The 18,507-nt window shown below is 44.7% G+C and carries 14 protein-coding genes and 1 pseudogene; 2 read left to right on the top strand and 13 right to left on the bottom strand.

The window, feature by feature from the left end; all coding sequences use genetic code 11:
• The first annotated feature begins 677 nt into the window (after window positions 1-677).
• Entirely contained in the window at window positions 678-4,178 is a 3,501-nt protein-coding gene (locus AB3Y94_RS09950) for a KxYKxGKxW signal peptide domain-containing protein (protein ID WP_367296077.1), read from the top strand.
• 582 nt (window positions 4,179-4,760) lie between these two features.
• Here the strand turns inward: AB3Y94_RS09950 and AB3Y94_RS09945 are convergent.
• The 13 genes and pseudogenes from AB3Y94_RS09945 to AB3Y94_RS09885 all read right to left on the bottom strand — a co-directional run bounded on the left by AB3Y94_RS09945 (window position 4,761) and on the right by AB3Y94_RS09885 (window position 17,088).
• A complete protein-coding gene (locus AB3Y94_RS09945) occupies window positions 4,761-5,012 on the bottom strand; it encodes a hypothetical protein (RefSeq protein ID WP_367296076.1) in 252 nt (83 codons plus the stop codon).
• Between the two features lie 112 nt (window positions 5,013-5,124).
• Window positions 5,125-5,292 (bottom strand): annotated as a pseudogene (gene gpmA, locus AB3Y94_RS09940) (2,3-diphosphoglycerate-dependent phosphoglycerate mutase); the annotation flags it as partial.
• Between the two features lie 52 nt (window positions 5,293-5,344).
• Entirely contained in the window at window positions 5,345-6,517 is a 1,173-nt protein-coding gene (locus AB3Y94_RS09935) for an IS256 family transposase (RefSeq protein ID WP_367294952.1), read from the bottom strand.
• A 569-nt stretch (window positions 6,518-7,086) separates the two neighbouring features.
• Window positions 7,087-7,521: a hypothetical protein gene (locus AB3Y94_RS09930; protein WP_367296075.1), complete on the bottom strand. Its 435-nt coding sequence runs from the start codon at window positions 7,519-7,521 to the stop codon at window positions 7,087-7,089.
• A complete protein-coding gene (locus AB3Y94_RS09925; RefSeq protein WP_367296074.1) occupies window positions 7,488-8,171 on the bottom strand; it encodes a transcriptional regulator in 684 nt (227 codons plus the stop codon). The genes AB3Y94_RS09930 and AB3Y94_RS09925 overlap by 34 nt, the downstream gene beginning before the upstream one ends.
• A gap of 19 nt (window positions 8,172-8,190) precedes the next feature.
• Complete coding sequence (locus AB3Y94_RS09920) at window positions 8,191-8,556, bottom strand: hypothetical protein (RefSeq protein ID WP_367296073.1); 366 nt, start codon at window positions 8,554-8,556, stop codon at window positions 8,191-8,193.
• 568 nt (window positions 8,557-9,124) lie between these two features.
• Entirely contained in the window at window positions 9,125-10,177 is a 1,053-nt protein-coding gene (locus AB3Y94_RS09915) for an IS30 family transposase (RefSeq protein ID WP_367296072.1), read from the bottom strand.
• 277 nt (window positions 10,178-10,454) lie between these two features.
• The gene (locus tag AB3Y94_RS09910; protein WP_367296071.1) at window positions 10,455-11,159 is read right to left on the bottom strand and encodes a hypothetical protein; all 705 of its coding nucleotides are present in this window, start codon (window positions 11,157-11,159) and stop codon (window positions 10,455-10,457) included.
• Between the two features lie 576 nt (window positions 11,160-11,735).
• On the bottom strand, window positions 11,736-11,987 hold the full coding sequence (locus tag AB3Y94_RS09905) for a hypothetical protein (protein ID WP_367296070.1): 252 nt from the start codon (window positions 11,985-11,987) through the stop codon (window positions 11,736-11,738).
• Window positions 11,988-12,099: 112 nt separating this feature from the next.
• Window positions 12,100-12,792 (bottom strand): 2,3-diphosphoglycerate-dependent phosphoglycerate mutase, encoded by a 693-nt coding sequence (locus tag AB3Y94_RS09900; protein WP_125683634.1) that lies wholly within the window; start codon window positions 12,790-12,792, stop codon window positions 12,100-12,102.
• Window positions 12,793-13,275: 483 nt separating this feature from the next.
• Window positions 13,276-14,358: an AI-2E family transporter gene (locus AB3Y94_RS09895; RefSeq protein WP_367296069.1), complete on the bottom strand. Its 1,083-nt coding sequence runs from the start codon at window positions 14,356-14,358 to the stop codon at window positions 13,276-13,278.
• A gap of 211 nt (window positions 14,359-14,569) precedes the next feature.
• The gene (locus tag AB3Y94_RS09890) at window positions 14,570-15,733 is read right to left on the bottom strand and encodes an ROK family protein (protein ID WP_367296068.1); all 1,164 of its coding nucleotides are present in this window, start codon (window positions 15,731-15,733) and stop codon (window positions 14,570-14,572) included.
• Between the two features lie 458 nt (window positions 15,734-16,191).
• Window positions 16,192-17,088 carry a hypothetical protein gene (locus AB3Y94_RS09885; RefSeq protein ID WP_367296067.1) on the bottom strand — a complete coding sequence of 299 codons (897 nt, stop codon included), beginning with the start codon at window positions 17,086-17,088 and terminating at the stop codon, window positions 16,192-16,194.
• Between the two features lie 206 nt (window positions 17,089-17,294).
• Here AB3Y94_RS09885 and AB3Y94_RS09880 point away from each other — a divergent pair, with 206 nt between their 5' ends.
• Window positions 17,295-18,491 carry a class I SAM-dependent methyltransferase gene (locus AB3Y94_RS09880; protein WP_367296066.1) on the top strand — a complete coding sequence of 399 codons (1,197 nt, stop codon included), beginning with the start codon at window positions 17,295-17,297 and terminating at the stop codon, window positions 18,489-18,491.
• Window positions 18,492-18,507: the final 16 nt, after the last annotated feature.

The following is an 18,507-nucleotide window of genomic DNA, read 5'->3' as shown; positions in this document are numbered from 1 at the left end:
CAATCTTGGAGGCTCATTTCATATTTCCAAGATAAACCGGCTAGCCACAACGCAACCACATTAAACACTGTTGTAACGGCCATTCGTCCCCCATTGCGACACCCCTAGTTGCGCGAATTCCCCTCTCAATTTGCGAAATGGCCGTCACATCTTGCTTGTACGCAACCTATAAGTAAAGGCGCACAACCTATTCACACTTAGGAGGAAGACCGCTTTTGGGCTTGTCCCGTCCTTCCGTTCCGGTCCAAATTTGGCGAACGGTAAGGCGGCAATTTCCTACTATGTCTGACCAAATCCGAACACCCAATCCTGGTTGTATCAGTCATAGTGGGTGTTTCAGTGCTTTCAACCTCTAGGTTCGAGAAAATAATAATTGGGGCGCCTGTTCAGTAGGTACGAGTGCCTGCTAAGTTCTCCGATCAGACTACTTCAAACCTAGTGGACGAGATTAATGGCGATCATTAACCAATCGTTTTCTCACGGTTCCCCTTTTTAAAAGTAACTGCTTTAACGTTAAATTTGAAACGAATTTAATGTAGACCGCTAGAAATAAAGAAAGCGTTTCCATAAGAGCGTTGTTTTACCCATTTAATATTGTTATACTTCAATTAATCAGTAGATAACGCACGGCAATTTGATATTCCTAATGTCAGTCAACCATTGTAGGAGGAAGCGCCATGTATTTTAATCGAAGGTCAATTACTCATGAACATCGTAAAATGTATAAAGTTGGCAAGAACTGGGTGATTGGATCAATCGTCACCATTGGTCTCTTAACCGGGCTGAGTGTCGGCCAGCCAGTGACAGCATCGGCCGCCAGTGAACAGAATCCCCCGGTAGAGCAGGCTGATGATATTGATGAAAACCCGGCGGGAGATTCGCTAGCCATCCAGAATGAGCCAGTTGACTCAGATTCCAAGGAGCCGGGAGATTCAGCCACGACTCCGTCCGCTAGTTTAGCGGATACCTATACCGATGCTCAAAAGCAGGTCGATGCAGCGAACGTGAAAGCTCAGGCGGTCAATGACAGTCTAGCTAAATTACAGAGCCTGCTGAACGCTACGGACTTAACCGCACAAGCTAATTGGCAAGAAACTATCCGCGCAGCGCTCACCGAGTATCAGAGTAATGTGAGCGCCTTTGGCGAGACCAATTCTCAGACGCAGGCCTTAATTACGGCTTACCAAGCCAAAATTAATGAAACAATCAAAGATTCACCCAATGCCGTCAAACAGGTGACAGATGCCGAAACCATCAGCGACAACTTGGTTGATTATCAAAAATTGACGGCCAATCTCCAGAAAGACGTGACAGCCCAGGTTCAAACAGTACAAACAAATTTGGCCAACTATGTCGTGTCAGACCAGGTTAACCAGGCGAGTGAGACGCTAACAGGAGCCGCCACGCAGTTAAATAAAGGCCTTGAGAATCCAGAATTGACGAGTACGGACCTCATTAAGCTGAAAGCGACATACGATTTAGCACTCACGGCTTACAATACCGCGGTCGTTGCCTATAACGATAAGACTGGAGAGGCCATGGCCGTCATTAGCGCCGATAAGAATCCAAAGATTACTCAGAAGCTGGCCGATCTTCAGGTGTTGGAGACTTATTCACAGGCGGTTGCGAAATACGAAGATTTTCAAGCTAAGGCCAAAGTTTATCAGGATGCGGTGAGCGATTGGCAGACTGCGGTGAACAAATACAATGAGACTTTGGGCAGTTTAACCATGTCCCCAATGGCCAGTGAAACAGAACTTCAGACCTCCCGAGAGGCGGTAGAAAAAGCTGCTGCGTTGATGGCGGGGGTGCAAGCTGACTACAGTGACGTCGTTCAGGATCCCCAAAATAACGACATTATCTCGGCTTACTTGAACACTTATAAGTCTTATTTATCCGCAGTTGCAGCAAAAAGTAGTGCGAAAACGGACTATGACAATTCGCAGACTAATCTAGAACAACTAAAGGAAAACTTAGCGCTGACCCAGGCGGCCGGTGCAGACACCACGTACTGGGAAGATAAAATTGCCAAGAAATTACCCAGTGTGGCATCAAATAAAGACCGATTTGATGCGGCAACGCAGGTGGTAGCAGCCGCTGAAACGACCATGCAGGAGCCTAAAGCAGTCTTCGATGACTTGGCAAAACGCGAGGATCTGGTCATCAAAAACTTTAATGAGGCCCTCGGCGACTTAACTACTAAATTGGCCGTCTGGCAGAAAGCTTACACGGCATATGAGACGGCGGTTACTCAGCCGGTAAGTAGTGAGTCCATCGCATCAGACTTTAAGGCGCTGGCAACGACGGTGTTGCAGACGCAAGCAGCAGTCCAAGCCGCCCTCTCAGCGATGACAAATAGTCAGGCTGATTATCAGGCCACGTTGACAGCCTATCAAACGGCATTGGATAAGAGTGGGCGGACTACGGTTAAGACCACTGATGGGGTGCTCCCTGATCTAGCGGTCCTACAAACAGACTTGTCCCAAAAAATTGAAGAAAATAGCGCTGTACTAGCCGCTACGCCGAAGTTATTGGCAGTTATTGGAACGCAAACCGCCTTACAACAACGAATTAATCAAATCAATCAAATCGTACTCGCAATTAACAGTGACCAAGCTATGCTAAAAAACATTTATAAAACAGCTTATGACGGGAATATTTGGACGGTCTTGACGGATAGCTTCCAAACGATTGGGACCGACTTAGCCAGCAAGGCAGTGGACTATCAATTGGCGATTAACGGCGATGATCAGGTCGCCAGCTATGCTAAATTGATTGCGACTCTAACGACTGCTAATGCGGACTATGGCATTACCGATGATGCCTACACTTATCCGGCGAATGATGACGTCACGACACAATACTCGAATTTTGGCAAGAACTGGACCAGCTTTGAAACAGTTTACCAGGAATTTTTAGACTTCTTGGCTAAGAGTGCGCCAACTGAGGAGAATAATGCGACGGTTGTCGCCAGGATGAAAGATGGTGATTATCTATCGACTAACGGTGCCTACTCTGCCACTGAGGACGATGAGTTTGAGCGAGGGGGCTCGAGCGTTAATATAGACACCCGGTATGCTCAGGGGTTAGATAATTTTCTTGGTAAGTCCGTCAAGGATTGGCAGTTAACATCTGATGTTCAAAGTACGCGCAGCAACTTTGTCGCCTTTTATATCGACTCCACAGACACCGAAGAAGAGACGAGCACAACCGGTGCGAAGTATTTGACCGTTAATGAGGCTAAAAAAGCCGAACTAGCCGAACTATTACAAGGAATGGTTCTGCCTTTCTATGAGAAAGATGGTACGGTCTACCATCTGACGGCATTCGCCGTTCCGGGGTTAGGACGTGATGGTCATGGCGAGCCCAGGCTTGATAATATACAAGACGTGTACACCTTCACGAGCTTTGATCCGGTGGGCGAGGTTATGGCGATGTTTACCGGTATGAATTATAATACCCAAACGAATACGACCTTTTACTTTCTCTACACCGCGTCACCGCAACTAGGGGTAGACGATCTGACAAATCTCGCCGTTGAGACTACGTTACCCAGCTTAAAACCTTTTGATAAGGAGGTCTTGGAATCCCCAGGAAGCTGGACCAAGGGGGCATTAGACACGCTTGGAACATTAACAACACCTGCGCCCAATAAAGCTATTGAGCGTGGAAGCGATGTCTCAGGTAAATTTGCCGGTGGCGAGAAGAAAATTGATAATGCCTTTAATTTGTCCGCGAAGCAAGCACCCCTCATTAGTTTGAATCACGTTACCGAAGCCTCAACGAACACCCCCGGAACGGTTGATCCCGAAACGACTGATCCCGGTAATGAATCTCCCGAACCTGGTGGTAACCAAGTGCCCGGGACTAACCCAGGTCAGCCCACACCCCTTCCAACCGATTCGAATAACCCAGATGGTGTCGATCACCCAGGACAAACTAACGAACGAAATCCGGCTGACAAGTCGGCCAAGGCGAGTGTAGCGATGGACAGCGAGGACAAGTTTAAGGCGCTTGCTAATCGGCAAGAGGTTGCTGACCAAGCACAAGATCGTGAGCACCGGACTAATGCTACACTGCCACAAACCGATGGTCAATCGCAAGGGTTCCTAGCACTCATCGGCAGCTTACTATTAACACTATTAGGTGTGTCAGTCATTGGACGGCGTAAGTTGTAGATGACTCATGATAGATAAAGAGGCGGCCAGTGGCCGTCTTTTTGGTTACCGACAAATTTACAATTGAGGTACAACAGTAGCACATTCAACTTTTAGAACATCATTATCAGCTCCTCCGGTTTCCACAAATAGTCGTACAGAAGAAAACTTGATTGACAAACGGTCACAGAATTACAAGTAGATTTCTTAGGAAGGAGACAACCCTATCTTTTTGCCCAGCAAAGCAATCTAGCAATTATGTAGCTTTTGAACTTTAGTTTAGAAAAACGATCAATGGGACTAACCCACAGTTGAGGGGGTAGTCCCATTGATTGCTCTCTTCCATCCAAATCAAGTAAACAGCTTGCAGTAATCAAACAATAGTTAAACTAATTAATCGCTAACTGCACTCGCCATAGAAGGTTAGTCACGTAGTAATTTTTGCCTAATTTCTCGACACTAGTATTGGTATCCTCTAGCACCGCAATGACTAACGCTTCTACCTCCAGCTATGACAGATCAACAGCCAACTTCTTATTCACTCGCTGGTACACCAGTTTGGTATAGCAGATGTGCTTCTTAAGGTCGTCTAAAAGGTTCCGATTAGCTAGCGTCTGCATCTTCCGTCACAAACGTATGCTTGTCATCCAACACATACTGGAACTCCACGGCGTTCAACATCAAGCTAGCTCGGAACAATGCCTTGATGCCCTGCTCATTACTCATGACCACGAAGAATTCCCGATCAGTACCGCTGACCCGTTGGAAACTTTCGTAATCTCCAGAAAGCCCTTCTTTACGGAATAAACCAATGATCTTCATCTTTTCAAGTTGCATTACTTCTTTATCAGCCAAAATCCAATCTCTTTTCTCTTATAAGTATGCTGCTAATTATTAACGTTACCAGCCAGTTTCAGGCCACGAAAAAGCCGCCCCCCATGTGCGAGGCGGCTCCGAGTCAGAAGGACTACTTGCCCATCTTCGTCTTGCTAGTCATGTTTAACTTGTCATCGAAGTCGTAGACAACTGGTTCACCAGTAGCCATTTCGAGGTCCATGATGTCATCGTCGGAGATCCGTTCGATGTACTTGCTTAAAGCACGTAATGAGTTACCGTGGGCAGCGATGATAACGTTGGGAGTGTCAAATTTTTTGTGTAAATGGAAGTCCTCTCCCATTAGCTAGTTTCTAATACATGGATTCTAACGTGTCCTGAATTTGCTTAAAACCTCGATGCGTTCGCTCAAAATTTTGGCCGTTGTAGTCACGAATAACTGTGACCAGAACTCGTTCTAGCGCTGGTTCATTTGGAAATTGTTCTTTCTTCTTTGTCTGTCGTTTTAGCTTCTTGTTGAACGATTCAATGAGATTTGTGCTGTAGATGCTACTGCGTATCGCAGCTGGAAACGTGAAACAGGTCAAGAGATGAAGATTATCTTCTAGCTTGTTCGTTACTTTTGGATACGTCTTTTGCCACTTGTCTATGAAGTCAGCTAAGGCTTGTTTTGCGTCGTCCATGGTAGCTGCTTGATGGATCAGTTTGAAGTCGTTAAGAACCTCTTGTCGGTCCTTAGTTCGAACGTGAGCTTCAATGTTCCGACTGACGTGGATCAGGCACTGCTGGAGCTTAGCCTTAGGGAAGTGGTCACCAATTGTGTTGGTAAGGCCGACTAAGCCATCGGCCACGAATAAGAGGACTTCCTTTACACCACGCTGCTGGATGTCCACGAGAAGCTCTTCCCAAACGGTACTGGATTCAGTTGGAGCGACTTGGTATGCTAGGACCTCTTTCATTCCATTTGGTCGAATGCCAATGGCGATATGCACGGCTTCTTTAGCCACTGAGTCCCGGCGAAGTGGTAAGTATGTTGCGTCCACATAAATGACTGCGTATCGGCTCGCTAGAGGACGCGTTTTGAAGGCGTTGACCTGTTGGTCAACGACCTTCGTGAGGTTCGAAACCGTTTGTGATGTGTAATGAGCCCCATACATTTTCTCAATCAAATCCGCAATCTCACTAGTGGTAATCCCTTTTTCGTAGAGCTGGACAACAGTAGCCTCTAAGCCATCCGTTTGTCGTTGATAGCTCGGGATAGTTTTCGTATTAAAAATACCATTTCGATCGCGTGGAATCTCCAAATTTAATTCTCCATACTTAGTCTTAAAGGTCCGCAGATAATGCCCATTGCGTGAATTGCCGCTGTTAAAACCTTGGCGATCATAAGGCTCATAACCGAGGAACGACGAAAGTTCCTCGTGCATTAAATCATTGATGGCCGTTTCCAAATGTTGCCGAAAAACTTCATCTAAATCTTGCTTTTGTGCTAGTGCTGCCATAATTTCTTTGTTAAACTGAGTCATGGGGAAAGCCTCCTATGTCCTATGAAGTGAGTGTGGTTGCTAACTATCATAAGGGAGAGGCTTTCCCTTTTCAATTGCTTATTTTTCTATTTACACATAATTATTTAAACACCCAAATCCCTTAAATTGGAAACGAAGGGACCTACAATCGCATTGAATTTCTAATTTATTAATTGGCTGGCATAATTCCAGAGTTTTACCAGAACATACCAGCCAATTTTGCATTTACACAATGAATTGTAAGGTTTAAAAAATACTGCCAACCACTTGAGCAGGGCTGACAGTATTTAATAGTTCCCTATTCAGTTGCACAGTTATAATAGACAATTAAACGAATTGATCACCAATTGCCTCTGGAGAGACTGGTTATTCATGTAGTAATTTTCATCTAACCTCTCGCCTCGGCTAGCGGCATCATTCAGTACCGCAATCACTACCGCCGCCTCTATTTCTACCCGCGACAGATTAACTGACAACTTCTTGTCCACTCGTTGATACACCAATTACATAGCAGGCATTTCCCCTAATTTCATTAGGACCGTTTGATTAGCTAGCATCTGTATCTTCTTTTAATCACTGGCTTTACTAGATTTTATAAAAAGGCCTTTAGTCAAGTCACTTCTATTTAGTGAGATGGGTCTCCCAAGTCCCCAGGAGGTGGTATTAGAAAAGACATTTAAAAGCCAGTCAGCAGTGGGATTAGCAATCCCGTTTTTCAAAGCCTCGTCATCCCAAATTGCTTCTTGAATTTCTTTAGAACTCAGACCAAACATGAAATCTGCTTTGAAAAATGAATGAATTTCAACTTCAAAGAAAGGTTGCTCCTGTCCCTTACTACTTATTTCACATTTTAAAGAAAATCTCAAAGTATTTTGTTCCTTATTTTGTCCTATACTATTTCTCTCACGAACTATAATTTGATTACCTTTAAAATTATCTCTCCTAAATTTAACTTCATCTATAATTGATCTTATATACTCGACCTTACCACGTGCTTTTTCCAAGAATTTCCCCCTCCTTCACTAAACGAATTGTTAAAAATATTGATTATGAGATCGTTTGAATCTTCGCTAGAATTCTCGTCAGTATAGGAGCTATCAACAGCTAGAGTGCTAACTTCATCATCAAATGAGGCTATTTCTTCGTTTTTATCTTTGCGCAATTTTCTAAAGAGTTTCTCCACATCTACAGATTTCCTTTGAGCTATAAGTGATTTGTGTGTCTCTGCAAGATCACAAAAACGTGTCACGTTATCCATCTGTCTTAACTTAAGTTCCTGACTATATGATTGTAATATCAGGCCATTTTCAATATTTGACAGAGTCGCGTAGCTCATCGCTAAAACAGTAGAGACCTCTCGCAACGTGAGACCTAGTTTCTCTCGATTATGTTTTATTTCGTTTGGATTTAAGAAATTAAATTTTTCTCGATACATCTTATAATCTAACTTTAAGTTAAAGTCAGGATCATCCATAGGTTCCATATAATTTTCTTCGTTATTGATGTCCTCACCCTCTTCAACCCAATAACAATGGGTGTTTTTAAAGGATTCTGTAAAGACAGTAACAATTTCAGTTAACTCCAACACATTGTATTTAATGTATTTACCATCAATACCCGGGAAGCTAGATTTTCCAATTATTTTAGATTTCAAAATAAGGCCCCCATTTCTATTAGTTATTATTCTGCCATGTTTCGTCCGCATCTTTTTCAGCTTTGTGATACGACTCTAACTGTGTTCCACCGTCAGGACTGGAAATATTAACACTAAATTTAACGTACATATCTAGAGAATCTATGTATTCTAAAAATTCATATACTTCTGTATCCTTTTTCCAATGGTGGGGACTAGGGCCACGGCTGTACCTGCAAGTGTCCAGATGTGACACCGCTTCTTTTATTACAAGTTGATAAGTTAAACCTTGCGAACGGATATAATCTGTTGTTTTTTTATGGAAGGCAGGCTTTAGACGTCCCGCATCATAGTCAGCTATAATACGTAGTTTGGCTATCTCAGTTTTTAGCTTATCATCCTGCACTTTAATTCCCACCACCTGTTATTGTATGGTAACATTTTACCAGCTTGATTCCAACAAATCAATAACTGATGCTTTTTATGTGCAGAGAGAATACATAGGAAATATATGTTCTGACCTGTAATGTTAACTTAGCAGAATATTGAAATAACACAGGAGATAGACAACAAAAAAAACCACTAGTTTCCCTTATAGAACTAGCAGTAATTTTACTTATGTATCCGTCACACGGTTTTAGGAACATTCATCTACCTATCGTCTGCCTCTTCCCTCACAAACGTATGCTTTTCATTGAACACATATCGGAATTCAACTACATTCAGCATCAAACTAGCCCAGAACAATGCCTTGTTTCCCAACTCGTTACTCATAACTACCAAGGATTTCCAATCGGTACCGTTGACGCGCTTGAAGCTCTCGTAATCTCCAGAGAACTATTTTAAAAAAATAAACCAATAATTTTTATCTCTTCAAGTTGTGATACTTCTTTATTTACCAAGATTGAATTTCCTTCTTCCTATAAGGAAACTGCTGATTATTAACGTTACAAGTCAATTTCAGGGACGAATTGTCAAACCAAGCGCAACACTTTATCAAATAAAATTTCTTCCGGGGTACGATAGTCTAAAACTCTTTTAGGTCGTCGATTTAGCCGATTCTGGCACTTCAAAACTTCCTCTAGGTTGTGACCGTTGAGGCTTTTCCCTTTAGGAAAATATTCTCGAATTAACCCATTGGTATTTTCATTGGTTCCACGTTGTTCTGGCGAATATGGATCCGGCCAGTAAATGGTCACTTGTAACTCATCGCGAATATCTGCTAGTTGTAAGAATTCAGTTCCGTGGTCTGGCGTAATTGAGTGGACAAACTCTTTAGGAACACGGCTAAACATGGCCAATAGAGCCTCGTTTATTGACTCAGAATTCTTACGCAATGCCTTAGTAATCAAGGTATATCGTGTTTTACGATCAACGGCAGTCACTAGAACTTCTTCACCAACTTTTCCTTGAACTGTGTCGAGTTCCCAATCCCCGATGCGACGACGTTCATTAATGAACTTAGGTCGCTCATGGATGGAAATGTAGTCTACCTTAGGTTCACGATGTTTACGGTCACCTGGACGATGCCGTTGGCGACCTCGGTGTCTTAACTTGCGCCGAATACCAGTATCTCCATGAGAAGTAAAAGATTGGTTGAGGTTATGTTGCTCAATGTGGCGGTAGATAGTATTGTAGCTAACAAACGTTTGGCCCTCTAATTTCAGACGATTGGCGATCTGTTGTGGGGACCATTGGCGTTCCCTGATTAAATAGGCAATTCTTGAACACAGTTGAGGTAGCTGATCAAGAAGTCGGGGTTTGTGGCTATTTCGGCGTCGTTTTCGATAATCCTTTTGAGCCTCAGATGGTGAATAGTGCCCATTCAAACGACCTAATTCTCTCGAAATTGAACTAGGTGAACGCCGTAACTTCAAGGCAATCCCACGAATTGATAATCCTTTAGCCGAAAGCTCTAGAATACTTTCTCGTTCATTTATAGTAAGATGGTGATAGCTCATAGCGAGTACTCCTTTGCTTTTCTTGGTCGTTAAGTAATTGTACCCGCTATGGGTTTTTTTATTCAATTAATGTTGCACTTCAATTGTAAATTCGTCTTGTAAAAAAAAGCACCACCACATGTTTAAATTGCACGTGGTGATGCCGTTTCTATTGATTTAAATCAGCTATTTGGTAACAACACTTTGATTAGTGAGGCACTAACAATCTTAGCTAGCGTCCGCAGCTTCCGTCACAAACGTATGCTTATCATCTACAACTCAACGGCGTTCAACCTCAAGCTAGCCCGGAATAATCGGGCTGAGTTTAAAGCGACTTCTTTGAGCACCTTAAGTTTACTTCTAGCTAAGCCAGACTCTCAATTAAGCTTCCCAGCGTTGCTCCAAACGTCGCCATTTTAGTCGTTGCCAGTTGCCAGTTATCCCCAGTAACTTGTAAGTTCTTTATTTGGCTAGCCATTGCAGCTAAATCTGCATTTTGAGATTTGTTAAACCGACCCTTAAACAGCTTATAAACCTTTAACAGTGCTGTTCTGTCCATTTTAATTTCATCTACTTCATTACCGTATACATACCCATACGTTAGTCGACCACCCATATCTTTGTATCCATCATAGCTTCCAGTTGCTTCGTCCTGGAGCTGTGAACTAGCCGACATCATCGCCCGGTTAAACGAAATAGAATCATTTGCTAAAACCTTAGCCTTGTTCACTGGTGCCTTGCCAGCCGTCAAATACTTTTTGTAGATCCAGCCAGACTTGTTACCAGCCTTGATGTAGGCCAGAGTGCCCTTCTTACCCTTGTTCTTAATGACAGCTTTCTTCGTCATGTACCAGGTCGTGTGCTTATAATGCTTCATCACATAGTGACGCTTGCTCAGTTTAGCACTCGTATAAATATTTCCTTTTTTTCCATGATAAGCTCGCTTAGCCACGCTAGTCGTTGAAATGACCTTCACGCGGCTCTTGGCACTAGCCGATGTCGATTCAGCTGGAACAACTAGAGCCAAACTCAGTACGGCCAAGGCACTTGCCTTAACGATTTTTTTCATAATATGTATCTCTCCTTTTATTTTTTCTTAATTGGACACACTTTGGTACAACTTTTGTAGATTCATTTTGTCCAGACAACTCTCAATGTTTCCACTAGTAGTTATTGCTAATTCATAGGTCTTATTATACAAAACGGTGGTGACACAATATGTCGTTTTAAATGCTACCACGAAAAAATGCTTGGTACTTTGAATACTACTAGCGGAATTCCTGGCAGCCTCAGTGCGACAAGCATCGCTAACTAATTTAGTTTAAATTCTTACGCAAAAAAATCCGCGACCAGTTGGCTACGGATTTTTCTATTGCCATTGCAAATAAAAAAGGCCAACCCATCACTGGATTGACCTTTCATCACACCACTTACGAACGAATCAGTTGAGGAGTTAGTCCCATTGATTGCTCTCTTCTATTCAAATCAGGTAGACAGCTTGCAGCAATCAAAAAGTAGTTAACCGGATTGATCACTAACTGTACTTGCCGTGGCAGATTAGTCACGTCGTAATTTTTCACTTTGTTCCTCGATATTAGTATTGGTACCCTATAATACCGCAATGACTAACGCTTCTAACTCCCGATTAGCTTGCGTCCGCGTCTTCCGTCACAAACACATGCTTATCATCCAACACATACTGGAATTCCACAGCATTCAACATCAAGCTAGCCCGGAACAACGCCTTGATGCCCTGTTCGTTACTCATAACTACGAAAAATTCCCGGTCGGTTCCGCTGACGCGTTGGAAACTCTCGTAGTCCCCTGAGAACCCCTCTTTACGGAACAAACCAATGATTTTCATCTTTTCAAGTTGTGTTACTTCTTTATCAGCCAAAATCCAATCTCTTTTCTCTTATAAGTATGCTGCTAATTATTAACGTTACCAGCCAGTTTCAGGCCACGAAAAAGCCGCCCCCCATGTGCGAGGCGGCTCCGAGTCAGAAGGACTACTTGCCCATCTTCGTCTTGCTAGTCATGTTTAACTTGTCATCGAAGTCGTAGACAACTGGTTCACCAGTAGCCATTTCGAGGTCCATGATGTCATCGTCGGAGATCCGTTCGATGTACTTGCTTAAAGCACGTAATGAGTTACCGTGGGCAGCGATGATCACGTTCTTGCCATCAAGTAACTTAGGTGCGATTTGGTCTTCCCAGAAAGGCATAACGCGTTCCAGGGTAACCTTCAAGTTTTCACCACCGGGTACGATGTTAGGGTCCAAGTTAGCGTAACGTGGGTCCTTAACAGCTGAACCTTCAGCATCTGCATCCAAAAGTGGAGGCAAAACATCGTATGAACGACGCCAGATGTGAACTTGGTCATCACCGTACTTTTCAGCGGTTTCCTTCTTGTTCAGGCCTTGTAAAGCACCGTAGTGACGTTCGTTCAAACGCCAAGTCTTGGTTTCTGGAATCCAAAGTTGGTCAGATTCTTCCAAGACGTAGTGTAACGTCTTGATTGCCCGCTTCAGAACTGACGTGTAAGCGTAGTCGAACTTCATGCCAGATTCCTTGATCTTTTGACCAGCAGCCTTGGCTTCTTCGACACCCTTTTCGCTTAAATCAACGTCAACCCAGCCAGTGAACTTATTAGCTAAGTTCCATTCACTTTGGCCGTGGCGAATCAATACTAATTTTGCCATCACTTATGACCTCTTTCTTTTCTTGTATTATCCGTCTTATTTTACACCATCTACCGGCAAATTTCAGCCTAATTGTCGCGGCATTTTCATGTATCCGCTTTCTTCTTGAAATTAATTAACAACTGCTAAGAAAAACGGCGTCATCGCCTAGTAATCTTGCGACGACGCCGTTCAAGTTATTTAAGTTTCTAAAAGTTAAGCCACTAGTACGACCACGACCAACCCACCGTCGTAACAGTACCGGCATAACACCAGTATCACCACGAACCACCAACGTAGCCGGAGGTTGCCAGGGATGGTGACCGGCTGTGACGGTGGCATTGCCTCGTTGAACTCCCGAGGTTAGGCCACGGGACGAGCTTGGAAACTCGGTGACCTCCCGAGGTTTCAAGTCGAGGAGCAAGACCGCTCCTCAGGCTTGCTCCGGTCCCCACAGCAGCGTCACCATCCCTGGCGGCCGCAGGCGACCACCCCAAGCAACGACTAGCGTTCGTCGTTACTGTGATTTCGCCGATACTCCTTGAGTTTTTTGACATCGACATGCGGTGCTTGGTGCAGCCCATGCACCGGCCGGACACCGAGGATATCCAGGAAGAACGTAAAGATGGGTACCCCGACAATCAGACCCCACACGCCAAAGAGTTGTTCCCCAGCCAGCAGCACCACGAAGGTGTAGAAGATGGGGAGTTCCGTTCGACTCGACATGAATTTTGGATTCAACACGTAAGCTTCTAACGCGTGAACGACCACCATCATGACCAAAATGTAGACCACGTAGCGGAAGCCACCAACTGAGTAACCCAGGATCGACAACGGTACGATGGACACGATGACCCCGGCCACTGGAATCAGACTCAGGATAAAGATCATGATGGCCAACGTTGGCAACTGGGGCATCCCCATAATCGCCAATATTACCGTCGTAATCACGGTATTACACAGTGCAATGAAGAACTGCGCTTCCAGCACGATTCCAAACGTGTTCACGAACTTAGTCGCAAAGAAATTGATATCTTCAAAGAACCAGCCGTACGTACTCGTCAAGAAGCGCTTAGAGAACGCCGTCATCTGTTTGCTCTCAATGGTGAAGAAGAAACTCAGAATCATCGACATGAATAGTGTGACCCCGAACGACCCAATCGTTGAAATGTAGGTCAAGACGATCTTCGCCCCACTCTGGAGCTGGCTCATGAAGTTGGTATTGTTGATATAACTGGTCACATAACGAATGATCTCGTTATTGTCGTTCCCCGGTTTCTGGTAGAACTTATACAAATTGTCGATACCATGCATCGAAGACGTTATAATTTGCGGCAAATAAGTCGTTACCGCCCAGTACAGGCCACCGATAACCAACACGTAGGTCACCGTCACAATCAGCGCAGACGGCAGTTTAACGACCTTACGAATCGCTTTAACCAGCTGCAACACCAGAAAAGTAAAGATGAACGTCAGTAGAATCATGTTCATTTCCGACCGAATCAACCATAGGACAAATATCAATAATACCAGCACCGTAAATCGCCGGAGCCGAACGTTTTCAACGAAGCGTTGCCATAAACTCACTTGTGGTCCTCCCTCTGTTCTTTTAATACCCTTATTATACCCTAAGGGGACAGATTCCCTAGTATTTTTGTCAGACACCCCAACGCGTGAGCTAGCCCCAGGCAGCCTTAACCCATCCACCAAACTTTCCACGCAAAAAAAGAAGCTCAGTCCCACCGGACCCAGCTTCCCATTTTCTCATTCAAGCGAGTATTTCACTCATTCTCTTATTTTAAGATTCAACTTCTTCTAGAACCGCCGACCGCTGATTGCCAAATGTCAGTTGCAGGTCGTCTAAGGCCAAGGCCTTGTGGATGATAGCGGAGGCTCCCCCCATCAGAGAGGCTTCCTTCGCGTTCTTCGTTAAAATCATCGGTGCCTTACGCATAATAGCCATGCCGTCCACGTAAGTCCGCACCTTATCCATGATTTCAGGCAGGAGTTCCAAGATTGGTGCGTTTACAATGATGGCGTCCGGGGCAAAGGTATTAGACAGGTTGCCCAGGACTTTCGCCAGGTAGTAGGCAAATTCGTCGAGAATTGCCAACAACTCTGGCCGGTGCCCCAGGTAGTCACGCCGAATCCGGTTAACGTCGACCCGGTCGAGCTTCTGGTACGCCATAATTTTCTGTAAGACTGGCCGCTCCGCCACATAATGGTTGACGGTATCTGACGTCTTTTCTTCATAACGGTCCGCTAATGGACAGGAACCGATATTGCCAGCCTCACCGTTATGTCCACGGTACAGGTGACCTTCGGTAATGATACCGGCGGAAACCTGATCCCGAATCGTCACGGAAATCAGGTTGTTGTAGACACCCTTACCCGAGAAGTCCCGCTCGTAAATAGCGGATTCATTCGCCAGGTTTTCCAAAACGACCGGTACCTGGAACTTATCGCTGAAGTATTTCGCTAAATCAAAGTTCTTAAAGCCCTTCAGTGAGGCACCCAAAATCTGGTTTTCGTAAATGACGCCGTCCAGTCCAAACGAGATGCCTAATAATTTGGTCTCGCTGGCCGCAATAGTGGCCGCAATCCGTTCGTCGATCATGTCTAGCACAGTCGTCAGATCAACGTCGCGGGTCGACACACTCTGATAGTTCTCAGACCGACCATCCAGCCGGCACGTAATCATTGAAAAACGTGACCGCAAAATGTTAATACTAATGACATAACCATACCCCACGTTTAGCAATGCCATAACTGGTTTTCTACCACCGTTCCGGGTGCTAACGCCGTGACCAACCTCACGGATCAACCCTTCACTGAGTAATTGACTATAAATATCAGAGACCGTCACCTTATTCAAACAGAGATTTCTTGAAATTTGACTACGAGAAATTGGCCCAGCATTCACGATCTGCTGCAAAACCTGTTTCTCATTGGTTGTACGCATGATGTGTTTGTTGATAATCATAATTTTCTGGTAACACTGCTCCCCCAAATAGCTTTGGTGATTCGGGAATCAAATCAGTTTATAGGTCGCCCCATCCCCCAAGATTGGTGCTCACCTGCTATTCTTCAGGGGCCGTGTTACCCACCCCCTTTGTAGATTCTGATTCTAAGTCTATAGTAAGCCAACCATACCAATTTGTTATAAATAATGACTCGTGAACTTTTTTGCTGGTTTAAACGTTGAATATCCGGGAAACCAGCGTCACTGTGGGGTTTAAGTCATTAAAATAACTAATCCACCAATCAAATTAATTATACACCCACCGAAACTATTTGTTCGCTAACTTACCAATCGGGTTAAGTTCCGGGACTGTTTCGTTCAAAAAGGTAAGTTTTGACTAAAAATAGACGCCCGCACCAGCTAAACTGCGTTAACTGATGTGGCGTCTATCGCTGAATCTATTTCAAATATTGTTGGGCGTACTTAGTTAAAGACATGCCCTTCTTGCTGGCTGATTGTAAGGCAACCCGCACGTCCTGATCACTCATGGCGTCGGCTTGGCCGCCGGCTGCATTGATGGTCTTCCGGGCGCTACTGATTTGACCGTCCGTAATGACCTTGCCATTCAATTCCTTTTGCTTCTTCGTCACGGTGTACTCATTGGTTCCAGAGTAATTATTGGCCGCTGCCTGTTCGGCGGACGTCAAGCCAGCACTGGAACTACTAGTAGCCGTGTCGCTACCGCTCTTATCGCTGGAAGAAGTTGCCGTCGTAGCATCAGACGTCACTTGACTCGTTTGACCAGCATTGTTGGCCTTACGAAGTGCCAATGCCTGAGCATAGATATCCTTGTAATACTTTTGCTTGAACTTAGCATTTGTAAATAACTCATCCAACGTCGTGTTGGATTGCCCGTAATTCAAGGCTTTGTTCTCACCCTGGGCCTTGCTCAAAATCTTCTTAAATTGCTTAGCGTTATTGCGAACCACCTTAACGTTCTTGTACGCTGCTTTGGCCCGCGTAACTAAAACCTTCGACCCACCAGTCGTCTCCTTAACGTCCTGATAGTGCTTTTCAGCATTATCAAACTTTAAGGCATCCATGGCACTGTCAGCGGCCACGTACCGTTGTGTCTGTGTCAAATACGTCTGCGCGGTCTTATCATTCAACCGCCGCTTTAAAGCGTTTTGGAAGTAACTTTCCGCTTGCGTGTAGTGTTTACTTTGAATGGCTGTCCGCCCGTTGGCCATTGCCGCTTGGTATTCTTTGGCTGTCGCATGATGATTCGAATATGCGTAACCACCAATCAGCAGTGCCACCACGATTGTTGCCACGACCCATACCCATTTTTTCAAAATGAAGACCTCCGCTGGTTAATTGTACTTTCATTATACCATGCTGACCCGGAGTCCGCCTATATTTGGAAATACTCTTATCAAAAGCAAAGGTTAATCGCTTACATTAAGTCATCACTCTTACGTTTAGGGGGGTAATTGGCGTATAATGGCTAGGTAATTTTGTTTCTCTGTCATTGACACCGAAACCGGAAAGGACCCCAGACATGCTTGAAAAAACTTTTTACAAAACGTTTCTGAGTCACACCTTTAACATCCCCGTTCGCGTTAACTATTGGGACGGATCATCTGATGTATATGGGACTGGCACTCCCGAAGTCACCATCACAATTCATGAGGCCATTCCAATTAAGGAAATTTCTCGCAACGCATCCATTGCGCTGGGGGAAGCCATCATGGACGGTAAGATTGAAATCGACGGCAGTATTGAGGACCTACTGACGGCTGCTTACGAAAATGCCGACAGTTTCTTCCACAACAAGAAGTTTATCCACTTCCTGCCTAAGCAAAAGCACACCGAAAAGGAAAGCAAGACTGACGTTCAAAACCATTACGACATTGGGAATAACTTCTACAATCTCTGGTTGGACGACACGATGACTTACTCCTGTGCCTACTTTGAAACACCTGAGGACGACCTCTACACGGCCCAAGTCAACAAGGTCCACCACATCATCAAGAAGTTGAACCCCCAACCGGGTAAAACGTTGCTTGATATTGGCTGTGGCTGGGGAACCTTGATGTTAACGGCTGCCAAGGAATATGGCCTGCACGTTACTGGGATCACGTTGAGTCAGGAACAATACGACTACGTGAACCAACGCATCGCCGATGAAGGCCTCGAAGACGTTGCTGAAGTCCGGTTGGAAGACTACCGGGAATTAGGCGACGAGAAATGGGACTACATCACCTCCGTTGGAATGTTCGAACACGTGGGCCAAGAAAACTTGGGTCAATACTTCGACTGCGTTCAAAAGTACCTGATGAACGATGGGGTTGCCTTGATTCACGGGATTACCCGTCAACAAGGTGGCGCTAACAACGGTTGGTTGAACAAATGGATCTTCCCAGGTGGCTACGTTCCTGGTTTGATTGAAAACACCACCCACATCATCGAAAGTGGTTTACAGATCGATGATATGGAACCCCTACGTCGTCACTACCAAAAGACGGTCGAAATTTGGGACAAGAATTTCAACGAACACCGCGACGAAGTTACCAAGATGTTTGACGAACGTTTCGTCCGCATGTGGGATCTTTACCTACAGGCTTGCGCTGCGTCCTTCAAATCTGGTAATATTGACGTGATTCAGTATTTGATTTCTAAGGGCCCTTCAGCCCGGATGTTACCTATGACGCGTGATTACATGTACGATGAAACCCACGCCAAGGTAGCGGACTAAGCCAAATAGATTGGGT

It is taken from the genome of Levilactobacillus yonginensis, from assembly GCF_964065165.1.
GTDB lineage: Bacteria > Bacillota > Bacilli > Lactobacillales > Lactobacillaceae > Levilactobacillus > Levilactobacillus yonginensis_A.
Note: the sequence above shows the minus strand (reverse complement) of the source record. Positions and strands in the feature narration are given on the sequence as shown.

What these genes read in the sequence shown, in the direction of transcription:
- AB3Y94_RS09880 (WP_367296066.1), top strand. Translation starts at nt 17,295, where the DNA reads ATGCTTGAAAAAACTTTTTACAAAACGTTTCTGAGTCACACCTTTAAC.
- AB3Y94_RS09890 (WP_367296068.1), bottom strand. Translation starts at nt 15,733, where the DNA reads ATGCGTACAACCAATGAGAAACAGGTTTTGCAGCAGATCGTGAATGCT.
- AB3Y94_RS09950 (WP_367296077.1), top strand. Translation starts at nt 678, where the DNA reads ATGTATTTTAATCGAAGGTCAATTACTCATGAACATCGTAAAATGTAT.
- AB3Y94_RS09935 (WP_367294952.1), bottom strand. Translation starts at nt 6,517, where the DNA reads ATGACTCAGTTTAACAAAGAAATTATGGCAGCACTAGCACAAAAGCAA.
- AB3Y94_RS09900 (WP_125683634.1), bottom strand. Translation starts at nt 12,792, where the DNA reads ATGGCAAAATTAGTATTGATTCGCCACGGCCAAAGTGAATGGAACTTA.
- AB3Y94_RS09910 (WP_367296071.1), bottom strand. Translation starts at nt 11,159, where the DNA reads ATGAAAAAAATCGTTAAGGCAAGTGCCTTGGCCGTACTGAGTTTGGCT.